The organism is Psychroflexus maritimus, assembly GCF_011089875.1.
Classification (GTDB): domain Bacteria; phylum Bacteroidota; class Bacteroidia; order Flavobacteriales; family Flavobacteriaceae; genus Psychroflexus; species Psychroflexus maritimus.
The window spans coordinates 100,785-121,701 of record NZ_JAANAS010000001.1 but is presented as its reverse complement, the minus strand read 5'-3'; the positions used below and the strand labels follow the sequence as shown (position 1 = coordinate 121,701).

The window sequence follows — 20,917 nt, the reverse complement described above, 5'->3', positions numbered from 1 at the left end:
TAATTATCGGTTTTTTAAACCTATTTCAAATAGTGAGTTGAGCAAAATTTTTGAGAATACTGCTTTGCTCAAGATTGTTTAAAATGTTCATTTTTTTCAACTCAATACTATTCTAATTTCATAGCAATCACAATTATTAATATATTCGCACTAAAATTTGTGAAGTGGATTATTTACTAATTGCCATTGGTTTTGTGCTCCTTGTTATTGGAGGTGAATTTTTAGTGAAGTCTTCAGTAGGGCTTTCCTTTAAATTGAAGTTATCTAAAATGGTTATTGGCTTAACTGTAGTCTCTTTTGCTACCTCTGCTCCAGAACTTTTAGTAAGTATAAAAGCAGCTCTTGGTGGAAATCCAGACATTGCTTCAGGAAACGTTATAGGCTCAAATATTGCAAACATTGGTTTAGTGTTAGGGCTTACCGCCATTATTTTACCTATGGAATTTGACCGTGACTTTTTTAGGATGAATTGGCCTTTCATGATGTTACTTTCCTTTTTGATGTATTATTTTTTATGGTCTGATGCTGTCATTACTTTTTTTGAGGGTTTTATTCTTATTGTATTATTATTAATTTTTTTATTTGTCCTTTTAAGAAAATCTAGAGGTACTAGTGCAATTGCAAATTCTGAAGTTAACGAGCAACTTGAACAAGCAAGTTATTTCAAAATCATAATTTGGTTACTTATTGGTGGTAGTGCTCTTTTTTTTGGGTCAAAATTTTTGGTAAATGGCTCCGTAAATGTAGCAGAAAATTTAGGAATTAGTAAACGAACCATAGCAGTTACAATGATAGCTGTTGGAACAAGCGTTCCAGAATTAGCGGCTTCAATTATTTCTGCTTTAAAAGGCGAAAAATCAATATCACTCGGAAATTTAATTGGCTCTAATATCTTTAATATTGGTTCAGTAATAGGAGTTACGGCAATGATTCAGCCTATTCGTTTAGAATCTGACTTAGTCCTTACTAACGATATGGTTTGGATGATTTCCATTAGCGCTTTAATTTTACCTTTGGCTTTATTACCGAAATTTATGGTGTTAAGCAGGTATAAAGGTTTTTTGATTTTTCTGTCCTATATTGTTTTCTTATTGCTTCTTGTGGTTAATAAATTTAATTCATAGATTAATTTGAGGTTTGTTTGCTCTAAAGAGTCTTTAGATGCGCTTTATTGAATATCTTTTATGGTTATAATACAAGTCTAAAACCACCGTAAATTCCAAAGGGATGTCCTGGTCTTAATCCAGCTGGTACCCTAGCTACTGGATATTCATTGTCAAGTAAGTTGATGGCATTTACCATCAAACTTAGCTTTGGAGTGACTTGGTAATTGGCTGTGGCATCAATTAAAAACATACTCTCTATACTTTCTTCAGTAGGAATTACACCTTGACCTGGCATGCTTCTTAATTCTCCTCTATACCTTGCGTTTATGTTTGCGCTGAATTTTCCATATTCAAGTCCAATGCTCGTATTCCATTGATGTTCTGCAATATAAGGCATAAAATCACCACTTTCAACATTTCCCCAGATGCTTCTTGGTGCTTCAAAATCTGAGTTAAACCTAGCATCTGTATAGGTATAACTAAAATGAATTGGCAGGCTTACTTTCTCATTTTTTTCTAACAAATTATAACTTACCTGAAATTCAATTCCCTTAATTAAAGCAGCCCCAGCATTGAATACGTCTAGGTCATCGCCAAAAGGCCCTCCGCCGGCGGCGGCATTACTTCCCAGCATGGTTGAATAATCATTAAAAAAACCAACTAATTCACCTTGAATTCCCCAAAAATCAAAGCGCGAACCTAATTCAAGATTAATACTTTCTTCCGGGTCTTGTCCATTTTGAGAGCTTGGAGGAGCAAATCCTTTATGGGCACCACCAAAAAATGAAAATTGATTATTTAGTTTATAATTAGCTCCAATTCCAGGAATTAATTCACTTAGGTTGTTTTCTCTTTCAGATAAATCAAAACCTGTTCTTTCTAAATCAACTGTACCCCAATTTTTTCTAGACATTACAACATTCTCGTAGCGTAAACCCGGGGTAATGCTTAAGTTGTTGAATTTAATTTTGTAAAGCATGTGAGCCGAAATAGCTTCTGCTGCATCTACACGGTTGCTTTCGCTTCCTTTTGCTTCAGCAGATGTCAAGCTCATACGCCCATCTAACATTCTAAAGTTTTCATACCACTGAAAACGGTCAGCTTCATCTCTGTGATACCGAAAGCCAACTTCTATATCGTGAAAAATATCTCCTGTATAAAAATGATGATCAAACTTAGTTTGAATACCTCTTGAATAATACACACGATTATTATTTTTATTTCTCAGGGCATCATCAGGAGAATTTGCTGCTCCAGTAATCCACGACATTAGTTCTGGATACATACTTGGGTTGTCTAGGATTTGTGAAATTCCTACATCATTTCCATCAATATTGGTAACGCGATCTAGTTTGAACCAGTTTCTTGAAAAATCAGTATTGTATGCGGTAGTTGTAATTTGTGTTTCTGGATTAAATTGAAAGTTATGGGTTAAGCTAATATGCCTGTTTTTGGTTTGCATAAAATCTTTTTGAGAAGCAGCATATCTTCTGAATGGGGTTTTATCGAAATCTTCTCTGGTTAAACCTAAATAAGTTTCATCGCTTTTTTCTCTAGCATATTGAAATTTGAGTTGTAAGGATTGTTGAAACTTAGCCTCAGCTTTAGAATTAACGCTAAACTTGGCCATAAAATCATCTCTGTTAAAACCTGTCCTTCCAGGACCATCCAATTTTTTAAAACCTGTTGAACGAGTGTTTAAATACTCAACTACATAACCAAATTGTTCACTTGAATCTCCAAATCTAGCCAGTGAATTTGCCGTTCCAAATGACCCATAAGTAGCTGATAATTCGGCTTTGAAATCGTCAGGAATATCGGTAGAAACAAAATTGATTGCTCCACCTGTAGTAAACGGTCCATATTGTATTTGGCTACTTCCCTTAAGAATTTCAACCGATTGCATTCTAGCCACATTAGGGAAGTAATAGGCTGGGGGAGCGGCATAAGGAGCAGGAGCAATTAAAACTCCATCTTCCATTAAGGTAATGCTTCTAGATCGTTCTGGATTGGTTCCTCGGATACTAATGTTTGGTCGTAAGCCAAAACCATCTTCTTCATATAAATTTACTCCTGGAACCTCTCCTAAAATTCGATCTATATTAAAATAATTGTGTTTTTTTAAATCCTCTGTAGAAATATAATAGGCTGAACCCGTTCTATTCCTAGCCTCAAATTTACTACCCAACATCTTATTGGCAGAGATGATAACCTCTTCTAAATCTTCAATACTATCAGTAGCCCATTCATTTAACAAATCATCAGCAGTTTGTTTTTTAGGCGAGTCTTTTTCCTGCGCATTTACTCGAATAAAAGCAATTAAAGCTATAAAAAAACAAGCTATTTTTATACTTGTGTTCAGCATTATTTAAATGTATTGAAAATTTTTGCAAATGTATTTGCTAGCTATATCTTAACCAAGTTTATTAAGACTTAATTTAAATAAATTTTGTTTGTATTGATTGTTGTCATTTTTTTACTTTATTTTTCAGTAGCAGGTAAAGCTTATAAAAAGTTTCTTTTTGCTGTTTTCTGCTTGAATTTATATTTATATCAAGTTAAAATTTAATTTTCATTTTGAACCTAAGTATAGCATATTGTAAATTTGAAGAAAAATGTTGCTATGTTAGAAAATGTGAATATCAAAGAAAAGCTAGATGTTGAGCGAGGAAGATGCAACGAAGAAGCACTTTTGGAAGAAGTACACCAACTACTTGCGGAGCCAACTCCCAATCAAAAAATTGCTAACCGTATTGTAAATCCTCAACATCAACTCCCTAATCAATTTAATTTTGATTTACTTGATGCTTCAAGAATCTATCATATTTCTCAAATAGGAAAGATTTGTATAGATTATCGTTTACGTTTTCTAGACGCTAAACTTTTTAAAGGTGATATTCCAAAAGAAGCCTATCAAGAAATAGCAAGTTTAGAAGCTAAACATGCTACTGAAATTAATCAATTTAAAATGATTGCTCCTGCCAAGCTTTTTAAATTAGAAAATGCAGATGACCCGATTCTGTTAGCTTCATTAGGTAACGATTACTATTACTTTATACACCAGTGGGGGAATGATTTGCACTCACTTAGAAAAATTATAATGTGGCCATTAAAGACTTTCGAAAATTTTATGATTACATTATTTGCGCTAAGTGCTTTAGTAACATTTTTAGTACCTTCTGGCTTACTTTCCGAAAATTCTACTACAGAAAAGCTGATGCTCTTTATGTTTATGATTAAATGGATGGGAACCATTGCTCTTTACTACGGTTTTGCCAAAGGTAAAAATTTTAGTAGCGCTATTTGGCAAAGTAAATATTATAATGCTTAAATTTGCAACGTTTTTATATATAATTGACCCCCATATATTATGGGGGTATTTTTTTAAATCATGAAAAGAGAAGACCTTTTAAAAGTAACTGAAGAATTTGGAAGTCCAATTTATGTGTACGATGCTGAAAAAATAATTTCACAGTATAAACGCTTGAACAATGCTTTTAAAAAGGTCAAACACTTACGCTTGCATTATGCTGTAAAGGCCTTGTCTAATTTATCTGTTTTGAAACTTTTTAATGAATTGGGAAGCGGATTGGATACGGTTTCAATTCAAGAGGTGATGCTAGGTTTAAAAGCGGGAGTTTCTCCAGAAAAAATTATTTACACACCAAACGGAGTTTCAGTTGAAGAGCTTGAAAAAGCAGTTGAATTAGGTGTTCAGATTAATATAGATAACTTAATTGTTTTAGAGCAATTTGGAGCAAAACACCCCAATGTACCTGTTTGTATTCGAATCAATCCGCATGTAATGGCAGGTGGAAATACAAATATTTCGGTAGGACATATTGATTCTAAATTTGGTATTTCGATACATCAAATGCCACATATAATTAGAATAGTTGAGAATACGGGAATGAATATTAATGGAATTCACATGCACACGGGAAGTGATATTTTAGATATTGGTGTATTCTTGCATGCAGCAGAAATCCTTTTTGAAGCGGCGCAAAACTTCAAAAATCTTGATTTTATTGATTTTGGTAGCGGTTTCAAAGTTCCTTATCACGCTAACGATATTGAAACAAATGTAGAGGAGTTAGGAGAGCAATTAAGCACGCGTTTTAATGAATTTTGTAAATCTTATGGGAAAAACTTAACCCTTGCTTTTGAGCCTGGAAAATTTATGGTTAGTGAAGCAGGTCAGTTTTTAGCTAAAGTGAATGTAGTAAAGCAAACAACTTCTACTGTTTTTGCTCATGTTGATACTGGGTTTAATCATTTAATTAGACCTATGTTTTACGGTTCAAATCACGAGATAGAAAACGTGTCTAATCCTAATGCAAACAAACGTTTTTATTCAGTTGTTGGCTATATTTGTGAAACAGACACCTTTGCTAATAATAAAATGATTAGTGAAATAAGAGAAGGTGATTTTTTATCTTTTAAAAATGCGGGTGCTTACTGTTTTTCTATGGCCAGTAATTATAACTCAAGGTTTAGACCAGCTGAAGTTTTGTGCTATAAAGGCGAAGCTCATTTAATCAGAAAGCGTGAGACTTTTGATGACTTAGTTCAGAATCAAGTGGAAGTTGATATAAATTTGAATGCTAATAAAAAGACATCGGTTTCTGAGCCTGCTTAGTTTGTACCTGGTTTATACAAAAAAAAGGGAGTCAAATTAATTGCTCCCTTTTTTTATTGTTTATTGTCAACTTTTTAATTAATCAAATTCAAATTCTTGGTCTTCACCAACTTTAGCCTTTCTTACATTAATCACTTCATTTTGTTCATCTACCATAAAAACAACTAAATCCAATTGCTCTACGTTTTCAATTTCTTCAGGAATAGTAATGCTAAAAGTTTTTGATAAAAGGTTACCCTTTTTCGACTCTTCGTTACTAATCTCATCACCTAAAATATCTGTAAGAACTTTTCTTAACGTATAATTGTGAACATAGTTTTGAATTGGGTTTTCTCCGTTGTAAAACGAAGTATAATTTGTTTGTGGGTAAACCAAACCGTTTTCTTGCAAGTAAACAATTAACTTGGTGTTTTCGTAATCTTCTGTAAATAACGTCTTAACATCTACATCCAAATTATTGTTTTCAATAGAAGAATGAATGGCAAAGTCTAAATAAGGTCTTTCTCCCTGAGTAAATTCTAAAACTTGGGCAATATTATCTGGTTCTGGAAAAGCCCATTGATGTACTCTATTGATAAAACCTTTAGGGTAACCAGGAGTATCGATTAAATCTTCTAGTGGTTCAGCTTCCTCAAAATTGTAAGGGTCTGCTGTTCCTGTTGGTGCTCTATGAATAGCTGAAAATACAACATTATCAGAAAAATCTGAGGCTAAACTCATTGCATGAGAGAGCCTCGGGCACCAACCGCACCATGTACCGGTATAGTCTTCAATTAGTGCTCTTTTTTTAAAAACTTGATCGGTACCATCATGAAAATTTAATTCGAACGAAGACTCAAGATTTAAGTATTCAGCTTTCAGGGTGAAACTTGTAATAGAGTTGGACGATAGTTTTACGTAGGCATCTATTATTTTTGTTTCATCCTCTTGGTCGTTAACTATAATCAGTTGATCTTCTGAAATTAATTCGTCATCAACAAATAGTTGAGCTTCGTGAGTAATATTTTCACCTCTGTTAGTCTCCAGTCTAATCTCAACTTCACTGCCAATAAGCACTCGGTTGCCTTGATCACTACTAAAAATCACATTGCTGATACCTTCTTGAGTTACATAGTTTTCTTCGCAACTATGCAAACAAAGTAGCAAGGGTAAGAATAACAATAATCTTGCAAAGTACCTTTTCATGCTTATTCTTTTATGATTTTTATTTGAGAACTTCCTTTATGATTTGAAAATTTAGCAATATAAAGTCCTTGACTAAGCTGATTTAAACTAATTTGATTAAATCCTTTTTGAACTTGACTTGAAAGTACTTTTTTTCCTGATAAACTAAAAACTTGCATTTTAAATTGATCATTACTATCAAGGTTCAAATTTGATTTTACTTGTGTATTGTGAACATTAATTCCTAATTTAGGCAAATCAAATTCTAAGTTAGAAAAGGTTTCATCATACACATAAGTAATAGTTATCTCATCAAATTCATTTCCTTCATCATCTACCGCATAAAATCTTAAATCGTATTCTATAGTAGTTGTGTTTTCATCACCTGGATCAGAATTGATAAAATAATCATCTTGACTATTGTAGCTTTCTGGGCTAATAATAGCCCCATCTGAAGGATAAGACATGCCTTCTTCTACAGAAAAAATGCATAGTGGCTGAACACAAAATACGAAATCAGATCCGTCTGTTCCTCTAAGCTCTTTAACTTCAATTTTGGCGGTAATGTTTTGGTCTTCACTTTCGTTAAACATAAAAAATTTTAACTTACCTTCTTCACCACCAATTGTTCCTGTTTCGTTGAAAGTAAAGGTTTCACCATCTTGAAAAAGCTCTCCGTTAGCTTTCTCAACTCTTAATTGAGCAAAAGAGAAGCTAACAAATAGTATTAAGAATAAACTTGTATTGAATATTTTGTAGTTGTTCATTAAACTTTATTTTATGATTAATTTTTTTGTCGTTTTTTTATTACCAGCAGTAAATTCAGCAATATAAACACCACTACTTTGATTTATTTGAATTTTAGAACTACTGCTCATGTTTTTTTGACTATAAACTTTTTTACCTTGAATATCAAATACGTTTACGTCAAAGCTTTCCGAACTTGAAACATTAAATGCTCCATTACTAGGGTTTGGATATACCTCAATAGTTTCTAGAGTAAAGTCATTCGTGTTCATCGTTGTAAGATGCTTCATAGCTCTATTAAACAAAATTTCTGATCCAAAATCTCCAACGATTTCTTTATAAACACTTTGTCCTTCATAAAATATTTCAATGCCTGCATCAAAATTTCCACTAAGGCTCCATCCATCTCCATAACTATCTAAGAGTTCGATAGAAAAACATTGTTCGCCAGCTGGTAGTAAAACATCGTGAATTTTTGTAGTAAGGGCATCTGGGCCACCGCCACCAAAATCTTCAGGACCTTCTTCATAAGGGCCTCCAGAAATTACAGCATTTCCAGCTTCATCTAAAATATTCCAAGAGATTTCCCCTGGGTAGTTGTCGGTGTAAACGTGTACTTCAATATCTCTTCCTGTTGGCGAACTAACCTGAACTTCTGTATTTTCAGACTGAGCTACATCTGAATTATGTGGGAGGGTATTATTTACAGAAACAACTTCAGCAAAAACTAAATCACCTTCATTGGCTTCAACATCAAAATTAACAAGAGTAGAATCCCATTTATCAAGATTCACAGTTTCATTTACAGTTTCAACAGTGCCATTCACATTCACTTCAACTTCTATGGAAGTAACGGTGTTTCCTTGGTTAGTGATTTCAGCTTGAACACTTGTGGTCTCTCCATCTTCACATACCTCTATACCGCCTATTTCAACTGAAACATGGTTGTCGGAGTTGCTTAAATTTACACTTGCACAATTAGAGTTGATGTTATTTTCAATACCTTCTCTATTTAATTGACCCATTTCGTAAACAAATCCATCCGGACAAATTCTGTAAACAGTAGGGAAGTAAGTAATTTGGTAACTCTGAGCTATAGCTTGACTAGCAATGATGGGGTAAGGAGTACCTTCTACCCAGTTTCCAATAGTAGGACTTCCAATACCATACAGTAAGTCAACTGCGTCTTCAGCCTCAGCACTACCTTCCACATAAAGTATAACTACTTCATCTGAACCTTCAGGGCCGTGACTATAGTAAAAATCTTTAAAAAAACCTGTTTGCTTATAGTTCCAACAAGGGCCACACCATGTGGCAGAAATATTTAAAATGACCGTCTTGTCATCATCTAAATAGCTTTGGAGGTGATGTGTGTTTCCAAATATGTCATCAACTGTAAAATCTGGAGCAACTGAACCATCTGTAATCTGCGCATGACCTAAATGACAAATAAATAATGCCATAAAAGCAATAAGTAATTTTGTTTTCATCGTAATATTTTTTAAAAGTTATAAGCAAATATAATATAAAAAATCATAAAAGTTAAGTTTTAGTTATTAAATCAAAAATCTATCTTAAGCATTGTTGTTTAAAAATATTGTTTTAATATTGCCTTAACTAAATAAAAAATGAAATGAGACTTATAATTTTAGCTTTTTTGTTGCTTTCTTCAACGCTTGCTTTCACACAAGATGAATTACCTAATGTTACAATCAAAGATTTAAAAAATAAACCAATAAATGTAAAAACTGCATTTGCTGAAGAGGATAAAGTTTATGTGTTTTCTTTTTGGGCTACTTGGTGTGCACCTTGTTTAGCAGAACTCGAGGCAATTAATGAGCATTATGACGAATGGTCTGAAGAGTTAAATATGGAACTAATAGCAATCTCTACCGATGATTCAAGAACTCGAAGACGAGTAAGACCTTTACTTAACGGTAAAGACTGGCCTTATCAGGTGTTACTTGATAGTAACCAAGAATTAAAACGCGCCTTATCAATTGTAAACATTCCTTATTCTATAGTGGTTAAAAATAAAAAAATTGAGCATATTTTTAATGGTTATACTCAAGGAGCAGAGCATGAACTTTATGAAGTAATAAAGGAATTGTAAAACTATGAGAAATTATTATTACCCATTTTTAAGTTTCTTCCTCCTTTTTAATTCACTTTCGTTTTCTCAAAATCCCCAACAATCACAAAATGATGAGTTAGAGGAAAAAAAAGACTATGGAAGATTTTATGGTGGTGTAGAGTCTAATCTTCAATATTACTTAGAAGATTCTGGACTTGAAAGTGCTATTGTACCTGAAAACCCTCTTCGTTCTAATAATTATTTATACGCTAATTATACTTATAAAAATTGGACAGCAGGCGTTCAAGTTGAATCTTATGAAAAAAACGCCTTGTTAAATTACAATCCAAAGTTTAATGGTACAGATTTAGGGATTTTTTATGTTGACTATAAAGGCGAAAAATGGAACATCACCTTGGGTCATTTTTATGAGCAGTTTGGTAATGGAATGATTTTGCGTGCTTGGGAAGATAGAGCCCTAGGAATCAATTCTGCTTTACGAGGTGGTAGGGTAAGATTTACGCCCAATTATAATATGGAATTTACAGCTTTATACGGAAGACAACGTTCTGGTTTTGGTGTAACTTCTGGTGATTTATTTGGCTTTAATGCCGATTTTTTCCTTTCCGAATACCTTAATTTGTATGAAAAAAACCAAGACCTTTCAGTAGGTTTTAGTTACTTGGGAAGATATGAGTCGTTTGATAATTATTCACAATTACAAAGCCCCGACTATAATGAGCTTACCAATGCCTTTTCTTTACGTGCAGATTATATGTGGAAATCCTTTTACGCCAACGTGGAAGCGAATTATAAAACAAAGGATGGAATTATAAATGTTCAAAACCTTCTTTCTGATACCTTTGCTGAACCTGGAAATGCAGTCACTTTTAATTTTGGCTACTCACAGTCTGGATTGGGTGTTGATGTAAGTTTGCGAAGAATGCAGAATATGGGTTTTTTCTCCCAACGTGAACCTTCAACTTTTACCAATTTTGAAGGCGATCAATCTACTTCTTTTGATTACCTAGATACCTTTATTAATTTCACACCCGCACTTACAAAGCAACATCATTCTCTTTTGGCTAATATTTATGTTTTTCAAGCACAACAAAACACTTCTTTTGAAGATACTCAAATTATGCGTGCCGGAGAAACAGGTGGTCAAATAGACTTTTTCTATAAATTTAAAAAAGGTACTTTTTTTGGCGGTAAGCATGGTACTCATGTTTTCCTAAATTATTCCAATTGGTTTAATTTACCAGGTAAATATACCTTTAATCCACCAAGTTATGATGTAGATTTCTTTGGACGTGGAAATAAGTATTTTTCTGATTATAGCATAGAAATCAAAAAGAAACTTAATAATTCATGGCATTTAGGCTTCAATTACATTAATCAATACTACGATCAACGATTGTTAGGTGGAGGAGATTTAGTAAGAGCCGATATTATTACAGCAGAGGCAACCTATAATTTTAACAATAAGCGTTCATTGCGGTTAGAACTCGAAAAAATGTGGGCAGTTGGCGATCGAGAAGATTGGTTTGGTGGTTCTATTGAATATAACTTTAATGAAAACCTATCCATTTACTTTTGGGATATTTGGAATTATGGTAGCGAAAAAGCAGAAGAACGCGTGCATTATGTGAATGTTGGTGGAGCTTACCGAATAGGAGCCTATCGCGTTGCCCTAAATTACGGCCGTCAGCGGGGTGGTTTAGTTTGTGTAGGAGGAGTGTGTAGATTTGTGCCTGAAAGCTCAGGTTTAACCATAAATTTCAATACTTCTTTTTAATTTTGTTGATTATTTTGCAATAAATACACTGCTTATTCAAGCAGAATAGCTTTTAAATCGGCATACAATAAATGTATGGGCATTCCCATTACCGTATAAAACGAACCTTCAATTTTTTGAACACCAATTTGCCCAATCCAATCCTGAATTCCATAAGCTCCAGCCTTGTCTAAGCATGAATAATTGGATATGTAATATTTAATTTCTTCTTCGCTTAGTGGCTCGAAAAACACATTTACTTGGTCACTCTTCGTAATTTCTTGATCTTTAGTTTTTATGGTGTACGAGGAAATTACCTGATGAACTTCGCCAGAAAGGGACTTAATCATCTCAAAAGCTTCTTCTTTATCTTTTGGTTTGCCTAATACTTTTTGATTTTTACATACAATAGTATCTCCTGTAATCACCATTTGTTTTTCGGTATTTATATTGAAAACGGATGCTTTCTTTTGACTTATGTAATTAGCCACTTCTGCATTAGAAAGTTGAGAAGGAAAGCGCTCATCTACTTCTCTCAGTATTACCTTAAAATGAATACCTAGGTTTTTTAATAATTCATTTCTTCTCGGCGATTTTGAAGCAAGGATTATTTCCCAGACTTTTGAAGCATCTTTTAACATGATATTTTTTTAAAGAAGCAATATACTAAGTACACCAAATAGCATGGTGATTTTTAGTACAATACTTACACTTTTATAGTTGATTTTTTGTTTTTGGTATTCCATACTCATCCAAAATAGAGGCACAAATAGAAAAATACTGAAATAAATTAAGTTCATCCAGTTTCTTTGAAACCAAAAGTAATAATAAAATAAAATACTTATGAAGCATACAAAAAGAATCAAGTAGATAATCTGGCGACTTGTTTTTCGTCCTAAGACAATAGGAATTGTATTGCGTTTCATAGCGTAATCGGCTTTAATTCCTTCAATATCGTTATTGATTTCACAAGCTAAATTAAGCAAAAAAGCGATTAAAGAAAAAGAAAACAAAAACCCAATAACTAACTTTTGTTTAATTAATTCATCGAGTTGAACGAAGGTAAAGGGAAGCACCCAAACACTTATCAAAATCAAAAAACTAATCAGTAGATTGCTACTTAGTAAAATTCCTTTAATTTTTTTTGAGTAAATAAAAAGCATTAAAATGTAACTTAAATAAATCACTATTTTTTCTAATGCGTTTAATTTGATTAATAGAACACTAATTAGAACAAGGCTCAACATGTTTAAAAACAAATAGTATTTTTTAGCTTTTTTTCTTGAGATGGTTTGACCAATTAGGTTTTTTTCAGACTTGTTTATTGCATCTGGATCAGCATCGTAAATGTCATTGATTAAATTTCCACCACCCGCTATAAGAAGACAACTTAAACAACTCCCCGCAAAGTCAATAAAATCAATATCTAAGTGGTATCCTAATTTTGGAAATAAGAAGTAAATAATAAGCATTTGTGTCGCTCCAAGCGTCAGCAAATTGATTGGTCTTAGCACAAATAAGTAAGCCTTTGTTTTTTTTAAAAGCTCCAATTTCCTTGTACTTTCAGTACTTGCTCTATGAGGTCACGAACACAATTTTCACCTCCTTTTTTATGCGAAATATAATGTGCAATGGCTTTCACTTCTGGAACTGCATCTTGTGGGCAAGTGGCTAGTTTTACTTCCTTCATCGGGTAAATATCAGGAATGTCATCACCCATATAAGCAACTTGTTCTTTTGTGTGCCCATAGATGTCTAAAAACTCATCTAATACTTCTACTTTATCTTGAACACCTAAATATACATTAGTAATTCCTAAAGCTTTTAATCTAGATTTCACATCTTCGTTTTTACCGCCCGAAATAATGCAAACTTCGTAATTTTTTTCAATAGCATATTTTAATGCAAATCCATCTTTTACATTCATGCTTCGCAAAAGTTGACCTTTCTCTGAAATATGTAAAGAGCCATTGGTTAAAACGCCATCTACATCAAAAACAAAGCATTTTATGTCGTTCAAAAGGTGTTTATAATTTTTGTTCATATTTTTCAATAATTGAATTTGTGAGTTGTTGATAAAGTTGTTTGTGTTTTTTGGAGCCTAATAAATTTAAATGAGCGTTTATAGTGCTTTGATCATTTCTTTTTGCTGGGCCTGTTTGCGCTTCAGTAGGAGAAAGCCGTTGAACTTTTTCTGCGGTTTCCTTAATGAGTGGTTTCAATACTTCAAATGCAACTTCCTTTTCTTCACAAATTTCTTCGCCTGTGGCATATAAATGATTAACAAAATTGCAAACAAAAACTGCTGCAGTGTGTAAGGAACGTCTTTGTTGCGATGAAATTGAAAAAACTGAATCCGAAATAGCTTGAGCTAGGCCTTCAATTGCTTTGTAAATAAAATTGTCTTCGGCTTCTAGACAAAAAGGGATTTCTGCATAATTCAAATCACTTTCTTTACTGAAGGTTTGAAGTGGATAAAAAACAGCATTTTTACAATTCTTATCAAGGAGGTCTAAACTTCCAGAGGTATGCATGCAGATAATTTCTGGGCGAGCTATTTTTTCAATAAAACTTTCTATGGCATCGTCTTTTATGCAAACCAAATAAAAATCAGCTGGCTTCAATTCTTCAATAGAAGAGACTCTGTTTAAGTCAAAAGTAAATTGGTTACAAAAATCATTCACTTTGGATTCATTTCGTCCATAAATCTCTTCAATTTGGTAATCTTTTAAAAGTGAAATTGCCTTTACCATATGAAAAGCAACATTACCTGTACCAAAAACACTTACTGTCTTCATAAGTACAAAGATAGATTTTTCAGTTTAACCGCTTCATTAAAGGTTAAAAGAAATGTAGGATTTTAATACTTATTTTAATTTATTCAAAATTAACATAGACTTATCAGATTGATGGATAGTATTCCTATCAAAAATCATTAGGTTTTAAGTATCTTTGTGCTTCAAAATTATTGTTATGATTCAAGAAAAAATAGCCAAGATTTTGTTTTCCACCAGACTAATGGCTGTTCTATTTGTTATATATGCCGTAGCTATGGCAGTAGGTACCTTTGTAGAAAATTCTTACACTACATTAACAGCCAAAGATTGGATTTATGATGCTTGGTGGTTTGAGGTAATTATGGTATTTTTTGTAATTAATTTTATCGGAAATATTTTTCGTTATAAATTACTGAGTAAAAAACGTTGGACTACCCTTATTTTACACCTCTCATTTATCCTTATTTTAGTTGGGGCATGGGTAACTAGGTATATTGGTTATGAAGGAATTATGCCTATTCGTGAAGGAGAAGTAGCCGATACTATGCTTTCAGAAAAAACCTATTTATCAACTTTTGTTTATGGTGAAATTAATGAGGAGCCAAAGCGTTTGAGGAAATATCATAAGATGAGGTTAGCCCCTAAAATAAATAATAATCAAAAGGTAACCACTTATTTTGATGGAACCCCAGTAAACTTTGAAGTGGTAGATTTTATTCATCAAGCTAAAGACGATTTAATTGAAGATGAAAATGGAGAGTACTATTTAAAGATTGTTGAAACAGCAAGTACCGGTCAACGTCAAGATCGCTTTTTAAAAAGTGGACAAGTAGCTAATATAAGTAATGTTCTTTTTGCTTTTAATAAACAAACTGATGGAGCGGTTAATATAAATGGTAGCAACGCTACAGGCTTTACTATTAAGTCACCCTTTGAAGGAGAATACATGAAAATGGCCGACCAATCCAAAGGCATGTTAGTAGCAGATAGTATTCAAGAACTTCAACTTAGGTCACTATACAACATAGGAGGGATGCAGATTGTTTTTCCAGAAAAGGCTATTAAAGGCAAGTACGACATTGTAAAGGAGGAGCGTCCTTCAGAAAATACACCAGACGGAGTGAGGATTAAAGTGAGTTCAGGAGGTGAGTCTGAAGTAGTTTCTATGTTAGGAGGAAAAGGCGTTTTAGAAGACCTAGAAAAAGTGGAAGTAGGAGAATTTGAAGTTCACCTACGCTATGGAAGTAAAGAACTTGACCTCCCGTTTTCTATTAAACTGAATGATTTTATAGCGGAAAAACATCCAGGTACTGAAGACCGATCCCAACCAAGTTACAAATCCTATAAAAGTAAAGTAGAAGTTATAGATGGGGCCAACTCTTATAATTATGATATATTTATGAATAATGTACTTGATCACAAAGGCTATCGTTTTTTTCAGGCCTCATTTAATCCAGATGAACGAGGCACTATTTTAAGTGTTAATCATGATTGGTGGGGTACATGGATTACTTACATAGGCTATTTTTTGTTGTACTTTGGACTCATGGCAATTATGTTTGATAAAAATTCGAGATTTGGCGAATTGAAAAAGAAAATTGATAAAGTAAAAAAGAAAAAGGCACAATTAACAAGCCTATTTATTCTTCTGTTTGGTCTAAGTGCATTTGCTCAAACTCCTCAAGACAGTATTTCTAAAGTAGATGAAATTGAACAAGAAGAGCTTGCAGAGAAACACTCTGATCAGGAAATTCCTAGAGCAGATGGTGAAGAGTTAGAAAAACTTATTAGGGAAAATGCAGTTAAGCCAGCGCATGCCAAAAAGTTTGGCGCTTTAGTTATCCAAGATTACGGTGGAAGAATGAAACCCATCAATACCTATTCTTCACAACTTTTACGAAAGCTAAGAAGAACAAAAAAATATGCAGGTTTAAATTCAGATCAAGTGCTGATTTCAATGATTGAAAATCCAAATAATTGGTATCCAGCACCTATCATTTATTTACAACCTAAAAATGACTCTATCCATAAGGTGTTAGGAATAGATAAAGGAATTAAACATGTAGCTTTGACCGATTTCTTCTCTGCCGATGGATCGTACAAACTTTCTCCTTTTTTAGATGAAGCATACAGAGCCCAAGTGCCCAATCAATTTCAAAAGGACTTTATTAAAGCCGATGAACGTGTAAACTTATTATACAATACTTTGCAAGGTAGCTTTTTAAGGATTTTTCCTGTACCCGACAGCCCTACAAACCGTTGGGTTTCTATTCCAGAAATTCGAGAGGAAGAAGAGGAAGTGTTTTTTGTTGAGAAAGATTCAGTTATTGTAAATAATGTATTTCCTCTTTATATGGAAACACTTCAACTAGCTAAAAAGAACAATGATTATAAACAACCGGAAGTACTTCTCGAAATTATTAGTGGTTTCCAAGCCAAGCATGGATTTGAAGTAATTCCTGCCGATTATAAAGTTAAAACTGAAATTTTATACAACGAAATAGACCTCTTTAATCAGTTATACAAGTTCTACCTGCTTATTGGCTTATTAATGATTATAGCTGTTTTAATTAAGATCTTCAAAGAAAAAAATAAACTGATTAAATATACCATTTTTACCACGAAAACACTCTTAGTTATTTTGTTCCTAGCTCATACTCTTGGGCTTGTAGCAAGATGGTATATTTCTGGTCATGCGCCATGGAGTAATGCGTATGAGAGTATGATTTACGTGGCATGGGCTTCCATGTTTTTTGGTTTTGCTTTTGGAAGAAAAAGTGAGTTGACTTTAGCTTCAACCGCTTTTGTTACAGCAATTGTACTTTGGGTTGCTCACCTCAATTGGCTTGACCCAAGTATTTCAACTTTACAACCTGTATTAGATTCTTACTGGTTAATGATTCACGTTGCTGTAATAGTTGGAAGTTATGGGCCTTTTCTTTTGGGATGTGTTATTGGAATTGTTGCTTTATTGTTAATGATGGCTACCAATCAATCCAATCAAAAGAAAATGAAACTAAACATTCAGGAACTTACTTACATTAACGAAATAGCTCTAACTGTTGGTTTAATCATGTTAACCATCGGAAACTTTTTAGGTGGCCAGTGGGCTAATGAAAGTTGGGGTAGGTATTGGGGCTGGGATCCTAAAGAGACTTGGGCCTTAATTAGTATTTTTGTTTATGCATTCGTCATTCATATGCGATTAGTTCCTGGCTTACGTGGACTATTTGCGTTCAACTGGGCTTCAATTTTAGCCTTTGGTTCTATCTTAATGACCTATTTTGGGGTTAATTTCTATCTCACAGGCTTACATTCTTATGCAAGTGGCGACCAAATCATAAGCTACCAATTTATTATTGGAAGTATTCTTGTTTGGTTTGTTTTAGGCCACTTTGCTTACAGAAAACATAAGCAGTTCTATAAGTCGAAAGCTAATAAAACAGCTTCTCAGGAAACCTAAGTTTTATTTTTTAAGTCAGTCAAAAAAGTCTTTTAGTTACTAGTTTCTAAAGGACTTTTTGATTTTTAAATCAGAAACAGCTATTGAATTCTTCCAACTCTTTATCAAATCAAATTTTAAATAAATTTATGCGTAAAAACCACCCTCAATAGTCCTTATTTTACTTAACTAAGTTTTAACTTGATTCATTTAAACTTCTTTAATCATCTAAGGTCTTAGTAATGAACAAAAAATAATTTCTGTGAAATATCAATATTTAATAGTATCGATTTTATTAGGCTTTTTGACACAAGCTCAAAATTTTGAAATTACGGGTAAGGTAATAGATGACCAAGGCTTTGAGCTAGAAATGGCATCAGTGAGTATAATTGACCCCAAAAGCGAAGAAGTCATAGAAGGCGGAGTAACCGATATGGAGGGAAAGTTTTATCTAGAAGCTCCAACAGGAACCTACACGGTAAAAGTAGAATTTATTTCTTTTGAAGATAGAATTTACAAAAAAGTAGAACTTAATAAAAATTTAGATTTTGGTACCCTAGAGCTACAAACTCAAGTTGATGTTTTGGACGATGTTAATGTGGTTTATGAAACTACACAGGTAGATGTTCGTCTAGATAAGAAAATTTATAATGTTGGAAAAGATTTAACCACTGCAGGTGGTACGGTTAGTGAAGCTTTAGCTAACGTACCATCTGTAACGGTAGATGTTGATGGAGCTATAAGTTTACGTGGAAATTCAAATGTTCGTATTTTAATTAATGGAAAACCTTCTTCGGTTGCTGGTTTTGGAGACCAAGACGTTTTTCAACAATTGCCAGCAGACGCTATTGAATCTGTAGAAGTAATAACAAGTCCTTCGGCTCGTTATGATGCTGAAGGTTCGGGAGGTATCATTAATATTATTCTGAAAAGAGAAAAAACACTAGGTGTTAACGGGGCTTTTCGTGGAACAATAGGTGATCCTAGAAATACTGGCGCTTACACTAACATCAATTTACGTACCGATAAATTTAACATATTTAATAATTTAGGTTATACCGATCGTAAAGTTCCAGGAAATGCTTTTTTTGATAACCAATATCCAGATAACCCAAATTTTGATAGGATTATTGAAAATAGAAAGTATGATAGAAGTGGTAAAAACTTCAATATGAATACAGGTATAGAATATTTCTTTGATGAAAGTTCATCTTTAACCGGTAGCTTTTTTATGCGATTAGGTGATGACTTAGACCGAACGAGAAACAGAACAATACGTTTTATTGATAACATCCAAAATAGTACCACACTTAGAACAGAAGAAGAGGAGGAGGACGATAAGCGTTTTCAATATGCATTAAATTATGAAAAGCGATTTGATCCAGATAATCGCAACCACAAATTAACTGCAGATTTTCAATATTCAAAAAAAGATGAAAGTGTTGACAATCGCATTTTTGAAGATGTAGTACTTCCAACAACTGATTTTGTTGCTAGGCAAGATGTCTTTGAAACTGAAGACGAAGATAGTTTTTTATTTCAAGCTGATTACGTTTTACCTATGGGTGATGCTCAATTTGAAGCAGGTTTTAGAGGTGATTATTCAGATTCAAAAGAAGGGTTTTTAGTTAATAGAAAACCAGCAGCCAATGAAGATTTTGAAGTAGATGGTTTTGTTTCAAGCACATTTAATTTTCAACAAAATATAACGGCCGTTTATTCACAGTATGGAAATAAGTTAGGAGATCGGTTTTCATATTTATTAGGGCTTCGTTTTGAACAAACCCAATTAAAAGGAAAGACAACCCCAGTAGTGGAAGAAAATTTTCAACAGAATTTTGATTTTGATAAAACCTTTAATGGCTTATTTCCAACGCTTAACTTAGTTTACGAATTAGGAGAAGAAGAGAATTTAACTTTAGGCTATAACCGAAGAATTAACCGCCCAAGAAGCTGGTACCTCAATCCATTTCCTTCGCAATCCAGTAGAACCAATATTTTTCAAGGAAATCCAGACTTAGATCCTGCATTTGCAAATGCCTTTGATTTAGGGTATTTAAAACGATGGGAGCAAATTACCTTAACTGGATCGGTGTATTACCAAAGAGAAACCGAATCTTTTGAACGTGTACAACGTGATACAGGTCGAGATACAGAAGAAGATGGAATAGATATTATTGAAAATATTCCAATTAATTTATCTACTGAAGAACGTTATGGCGCTGAGCTAGGGATACTTTATAATCCTGCTAAATGGTTTCGAACTAATTTGAGTTTTAATTATTTTAGATTTGAAAGTGATGGTAGCTTTGAAGATATTGAATACGGAGCAACAAATGAATCTTATTTTGGTAGATTTAGTGCAAACGTAATTCTGCCTTGGGATATACAATGGCAAACCAATGCTTTTTATCGCGGACCAAGAGAAAATGCACAAACAAAAACAGACCCAATTGCATCTCTAGATTTAGCTTTTAGTAAAGATATTTTAAACGATAATGCTACGCTATCAGTTAATGTAAGAGACTTATTTAATACCAGACGAAGAGAACAATTTACAGTTACACCTAATTTTATATCAGATAGCGAATTCCAATGGAGAGAGCGGCAAATAACATTTACTTTTGTCTATCGCTTTAATCAACAAAAGGATAAAAAAGACAGAAATAGAGGCGGCGGTTTTAACGATGACGGAGGTTTTTAACTTAAGCAAACAAAACATAAAAAGTCCTGCAATGTTGATTCATAGCAGGACTTCATTTGTGTATTACCTTTTACTTCAACTAATTAAAGTTGCATTTACTAGTTTAATTCAAGGGGAGTTATATACTGAAAAGAAAATTTTATCCTTTTAAAAATAATATGATGAGCTATCATCTTCACTGCTAGTTGAATAAGAGTTAATGTATAGCTTTATTTTATTTGTTGTTTGAATTACCGGCTACTTAAAGAATAAAAAAAGGCGTTCATTTACACGAACACCTTAGATATAGAATTTTTATGACTTTTATGTTAAGCCTCTTTTTTATTTGCTTTAGCTTCCTTAAAACGTTCAATTAATGAACCACCAATCCAGTAGGGTAAAATAGCAGTCAAAAATACCAATAACCAAAAACCAATCAATAAAATTATTACAAATGCTAAGAAGCCTAAATATTGTTGAAATTCAAACATAGTTCATTAATTTTATG

The 20,917-nt window shown here is 33.2% G+C and carries 16 protein-coding genes; 7 read left to right on the top strand and 9 right to left on the bottom strand.

Going from position 1 to position 20,917, the window contains the following annotated elements:
* Positions 1 to 164: 164 nt before the first annotated feature.
* Complete coding sequence (locus G7034_RS00540; protein ID WP_166399003.1) at positions 165 to 1,124, top strand: calcium/sodium antiporter; 960 nt, start codon at positions 165 to 167, stop codon at positions 1,122 to 1,124.
* Positions 1,125 to 1,188: 64 nt separating this feature from the next.
* Here G7034_RS00540 and G7034_RS00535 read toward each other — a convergent pair whose 3' ends face one another.
* A complete protein-coding gene (locus G7034_RS00535) occupies positions 1,189 to 3,471 on the bottom strand; it encodes a TonB-dependent receptor family protein (protein WP_166399002.1) in 2,283 nt (760 codons plus the stop codon).
* Between the two features lie 258 nt (positions 3,472 to 3,729).
* Here G7034_RS00535 and G7034_RS00530 point away from each other — a divergent pair, with 258 nt between their 5' ends.
* Both G7034_RS00530 and lysA read left to right on the top strand, forming a co-directional pair.
* Positions 3,730 to 4,437 carry a hypothetical protein gene (locus tag G7034_RS00530; RefSeq protein WP_166399001.1) on the top strand — a complete coding sequence of 236 codons (708 nt, stop codon included), beginning with the start codon at positions 3,730 to 3,732 and terminating at the stop codon, positions 4,435 to 4,437.
* A 60-nt stretch (positions 4,438 to 4,497) separates the two neighbouring features.
* Entirely contained in the window at positions 4,498 to 5,745 is a 1,248-nt protein-coding gene (gene lysA / locus G7034_RS00525) for a diaminopimelate decarboxylase (RefSeq protein ID WP_166399000.1), read from the top strand.
* A 78-nt stretch (positions 5,746 to 5,823) separates the two neighbouring features.
* On the opposite strand, the gene G7034_RS00520 is transcribed toward lysA, so the two are convergent.
* Genes G7034_RS00520 through G7034_RS00510 form a run of 3 tightly spaced genes read right to left on the bottom strand, consistent with a single transcriptional unit; the run spans position 5,824 to position 9,146 of the window.
* Complete coding sequence (locus G7034_RS00520; RefSeq protein WP_166398999.1) at positions 5,824 to 6,930, bottom strand: Omp28-related outer membrane protein; 1,107 nt, start codon at positions 6,928 to 6,930, stop codon at positions 5,824 to 5,826.
* Between the two features lie 2 nt (positions 6,931 to 6,932).
* Positions 6,933 to 7,676 (bottom strand): T9SS type A sorting domain-containing protein, encoded by a 744-nt coding sequence (locus tag G7034_RS00515; protein WP_166398998.1) that lies wholly within the window; start codon positions 7,674 to 7,676, stop codon positions 6,933 to 6,935.
* Between the two features lie 6 nt (positions 7,677 to 7,682).
* On the bottom strand, positions 7,683 to 9,146 hold the full coding sequence (locus tag G7034_RS00510; protein WP_166398997.1) for a T9SS type A sorting domain-containing protein: 1,464 nt from the start codon (positions 9,144 to 9,146) through the stop codon (positions 7,683 to 7,685).
* Between the two features lie 143 nt (positions 9,147 to 9,289).
* On the opposite strand from G7034_RS00510, the gene G7034_RS00505 reads away from it, so the two are divergent.
* Positions 9,290 to 9,769, top strand: a complete 480-nt coding sequence (locus G7034_RS00505; protein WP_166398996.1) for a TlpA family protein disulfide reductase — start codon at positions 9,290 to 9,292, stop codon at positions 9,767 to 9,769.
* Between the two features lie 4 nt (positions 9,770 to 9,773).
* Positions 9,774 to 11,528: a DUF6029 family protein gene (locus G7034_RS00500; protein ID WP_166398995.1), complete on the top strand. Its 1,755-nt coding sequence runs from the start codon at positions 9,774 to 9,776 to the stop codon at positions 11,526 to 11,528.
* A gap of 32 nt (positions 11,529 to 11,560) precedes the next feature.
* On the opposite strand, the gene G7034_RS00495 is transcribed toward G7034_RS00500, so the two are convergent.
* From G7034_RS00495 to G7034_RS00480, 4 genes are read right to left on the bottom strand one after another with little or no spacing between them, the layout of a single operon-like run.
* Positions 11,561 to 12,148: a Maf family nucleotide pyrophosphatase gene (locus G7034_RS00495; RefSeq protein ID WP_166398994.1), complete on the bottom strand. Its 588-nt coding sequence runs from the start codon at positions 12,146 to 12,148 to the stop codon at positions 11,561 to 11,563.
* Between the two features lie 9 nt (positions 12,149 to 12,157).
* Positions 12,158 to 13,057 carry a UbiA family prenyltransferase gene (locus G7034_RS00490; protein ID WP_166398993.1) on the bottom strand — a complete coding sequence of 300 codons (900 nt, stop codon included), beginning with the start codon at positions 13,055 to 13,057 and terminating at the stop codon, positions 12,158 to 12,160.
* Positions 13,045 to 13,551 (bottom strand): KdsC family phosphatase, encoded by a 507-nt coding sequence (locus G7034_RS00485; protein WP_166398992.1) that lies wholly within the window; start codon positions 13,549 to 13,551, stop codon positions 13,045 to 13,047. Before G7034_RS00485 ends, G7034_RS00490 begins: the two co-directional genes overlap by 13 nt.
* Complete coding sequence (locus G7034_RS00480) at positions 13,535 to 14,305, bottom strand: Rossmann-like and DUF2520 domain-containing protein (RefSeq protein WP_166398991.1); 771 nt, start codon at positions 14,303 to 14,305, stop codon at positions 13,535 to 13,537. Before G7034_RS00480 ends, G7034_RS00485 begins: the two co-directional genes overlap by 17 nt.
* A gap of 175 nt (positions 14,306 to 14,480) precedes the next feature.
* Between G7034_RS00480 and ccsA the strand changes: the two genes are divergently transcribed.
* Complete coding sequence (gene ccsA / locus G7034_RS00475; protein ID WP_246166693.1) at positions 14,481 to 17,747, top strand: cytochrome c biogenesis protein CcsA; 3,267 nt, start codon at positions 14,481 to 14,483, stop codon at positions 17,745 to 17,747.
* Positions 17,748 to 17,988: 241 nt separating this feature from the next.
* Entirely contained in the window at positions 17,989 to 20,430 is a 2,442-nt protein-coding gene (locus G7034_RS00470) for a TonB-dependent receptor domain-containing protein (protein ID WP_166398990.1), read from the top strand.
* Between the two features lie 308 nt (positions 20,431 to 20,738).
* Here G7034_RS00470 and G7034_RS00465 read toward each other — a convergent pair whose 3' ends face one another.
* Complete coding sequence (locus tag G7034_RS00465) at positions 20,739 to 20,900, bottom strand: hypothetical protein (RefSeq protein ID WP_166398989.1); 162 nt, start codon at positions 20,898 to 20,900, stop codon at positions 20,739 to 20,741.
* Positions 20,901 to 20,917: the final 17 nt, after the last annotated feature.